At 64.7% G+C, this 2,209-nt stretch carries 3 protein-coding genes; all 3 read left to right on the forward strand.

Features of this window, described 5'->3' with window-relative positions; all coding sequences use genetic code 11:
• A partial coding sequence (locus tag VFQ05_16935) for a pyridoxal-phosphate dependent enzyme (protein ID HET9328455.1) occupies positions 1–504 on the forward strand: 504 nt, incomplete at its 5' end.
• A complete protein-coding gene (locus VFQ05_16940) occupies positions 501–2,012 on the forward strand; it encodes a hypothetical protein (protein ID HET9328456.1) in 1,512 nt (503 codons plus the stop codon). The genes VFQ05_16935 and VFQ05_16940, both read left to right, overlap by 4 nt.
• Before the next feature lie 8 nt (positions 2,013–2,020).
• A partial coding sequence (locus VFQ05_16945; GenBank protein ID HET9328457.1) for an ornithine cyclodeaminase family protein occupies positions 2,021–2,209 on the forward strand: 189 nt, incomplete at its 3' end.

The raw sequence follows: 2,209 nt of genomic DNA on the forward strand, positions 1-2,209 counted from the left end.
GCGGGTACGGTCGGCCTCGAGATCGTCGAAGACGCGGAGGCGATCGACACGGTGGTGGTTCCGGTCGGGGGTGGAGGCTTGATGGGCGGCGTCACCTCGGCGGTGAAGGGACTGCGACCGGGCGTGCGCCTGGTCGCGGTGGAGCTCGAGGAGGGTCCGGGTCTCACGAAGGCGCTGGCGGCGGGCAAGCCGATCCCGGTGTCGCGGCCGGCCAACACGCTGGCCGATGGAATGACGCCGCCGTTCGTCGGCGCGCTGCCGCTCGATATCGCCCGTGAAGCGGTGGACGAGATCGTCACCGTGACGGAAGACGAAATCATCCAGGCGATGCAGTTGCTGATCACCCGAGCCAAGCTCTACGTCGAAGGCTCGGGAGCCGCGGCCACCGCGGCGCTGTTGACCGGGAAAGTCGCTCCCCGACACAACCGGCCGGTCGTAGCGGTCGTTTCCGGAGGCAACATCGACCCGGAACGACTGTCGGCAGTATTCGCGCCGGATGAATGAAAGGTCGTGCCATGAATGCCACGCGCGGCTGTGCGTTCCTAGTGGTCCTCGTGCTGGCGGTTTCCCGATCTGCGGTCGCAGACGAATTCGATGACTTCCGGATCCCCGAACACTCGCGCCACGACTGGCGACTCGACATCGGGCTCAATGGCGACCGCGTGGAGCAAAACGAGCCCGATCGATTGAGCCGCAATATCAGCGGTCTCTCGTCGATGTCGTACCGATGGCTCTCCGATTCCGAACCTGCGTACACTGCGGCGATCATCCAGCTGATCGGCGAGGGAACCGGCAGCTGGACTCACACCCACTCGGTACCGCCGTTCGCGGTGAACTCGGCCGACAGGGAGGTTCGTTACGTCGCTGAGCGCTGGCGCCTCAGCGCCTTCACTCGCCGTTATCCATGGAACATGCCGCTGGGCTTCTCCCTGGGCGCCTCGGTCGATGGCTACTATCAACAAAGCTGGCAGGACAATCGTTCGGATATCACGTTCAATTCCGGGGGCGTCGCCTTCCGAAGCATCGACCAGTCGAGCACCGAGGCCTGGTCTCCGATGCACTCCTCCCACATCGATCTCACGGTCGGATGGGGCCGCGTGAGGGATGCCAGCGGCGTCTACGAAGCGCGCCTTCTCGAACATCGCCTGCTCGGCACGGGCGGGCTCACCCGCCCGCTCTCCGAGGCGGCTCGCCGGCGTCTGGCGGCACTGCTCACCGTCCGGGTTTCTTACGATGACGTTCACGACCGTGCGGCCAAGAGCCTTTGGCGTCAGGTAACGGCGATCCTGGAGCAGGACGGGGCGCTGGGCGAGACGGACCTCGATCCCTCCGCGGTCCTGCGCGTGGGAGAGCCCCACACCGGCAGCGGACTTCGGCCCGACGCCCTGCCGCGGACCCCGTTCTTGAGGAACGTGGGTTACTTCATTGGCCCAACGATCATCGATAGTCACGCCAAGCAGGTCATGCACACCGACTACTCGAGCTCCTTCCAGAGAATGGAAGACGATTCGGTGGTTGCGAGCGGGTCCTCTCAAGATTCTCAGCGTGATGAGTATGTCTTCGACGACACCTTCGCCGGTGTCGTGGCGGAGGCACATCGGCCGATCGGACTTCGCTGGCAGACCAACCTCGAGGGTCGGTTCCTGATCCCGCTGCGCGAGACCTCATCAAACGGAAACAGGCTGCAGGGGGTAGCGAGCTTGAGCTGGATGGTCTCGGATCGCTGGGAGATCTCCGGCTCGGGTGTTTACCAGCGGTCCGAAGCAGGCAATGGTGAGAAGGCCCAACCTGAAAGCTCGCAGTGGCTCTACCGTCTCCAAGGAACGTGGTTCATCGAGGACCGTCTCTCGCTCTCCTTGAACGCCTCAGAGACCCAGTGGAGGTTCGAGTTCGGGTCCACGGGCAGTTCCTTTCGGAGATCGGGGCAGTTGTCCCTGCAGATGACTTACCGCATCCTGGGTGGCTTCGAAGCTCCCGGACTCATTCCGCGCGAAACCTTCGCGCCATTCTGAGGCTCGCCGTGGACGTTCGCATCATCTCGCAGGCCGATGTCGAGCGGCTGCTGCCCATGGCCGAGTGCGTCGATGTCATGGCGGACGCGCTGGCGACGCTGGCCCGCGGCGATGCGGTGCTGCCGCTCCGGAACGTCGTGTCGCTTCCTGATCGCAGCGGGCGCCTCGGGTTGATGCCGGGCTACCTCGGCTCGCCC

The sequence above is a fragment of the Candidatus Eisenbacteria bacterium genome, assembly GCA_035712145.1.
Lineage (GTDB): Bacteria > Eisenbacteria > RBG-16-71-46 > RBG-16-71-46 > RBG-16-71-46 > DASTBI01.

What these genes read in the sequence shown, in the direction of transcription:
- VFQ05_16940 (HET9328456.1), top strand. Translation starts at nt 501, where the DNA reads ATGAAAGGTCGTGCCATGAATGCCACGCGCGGCTGTGCGTTCCTAGTG.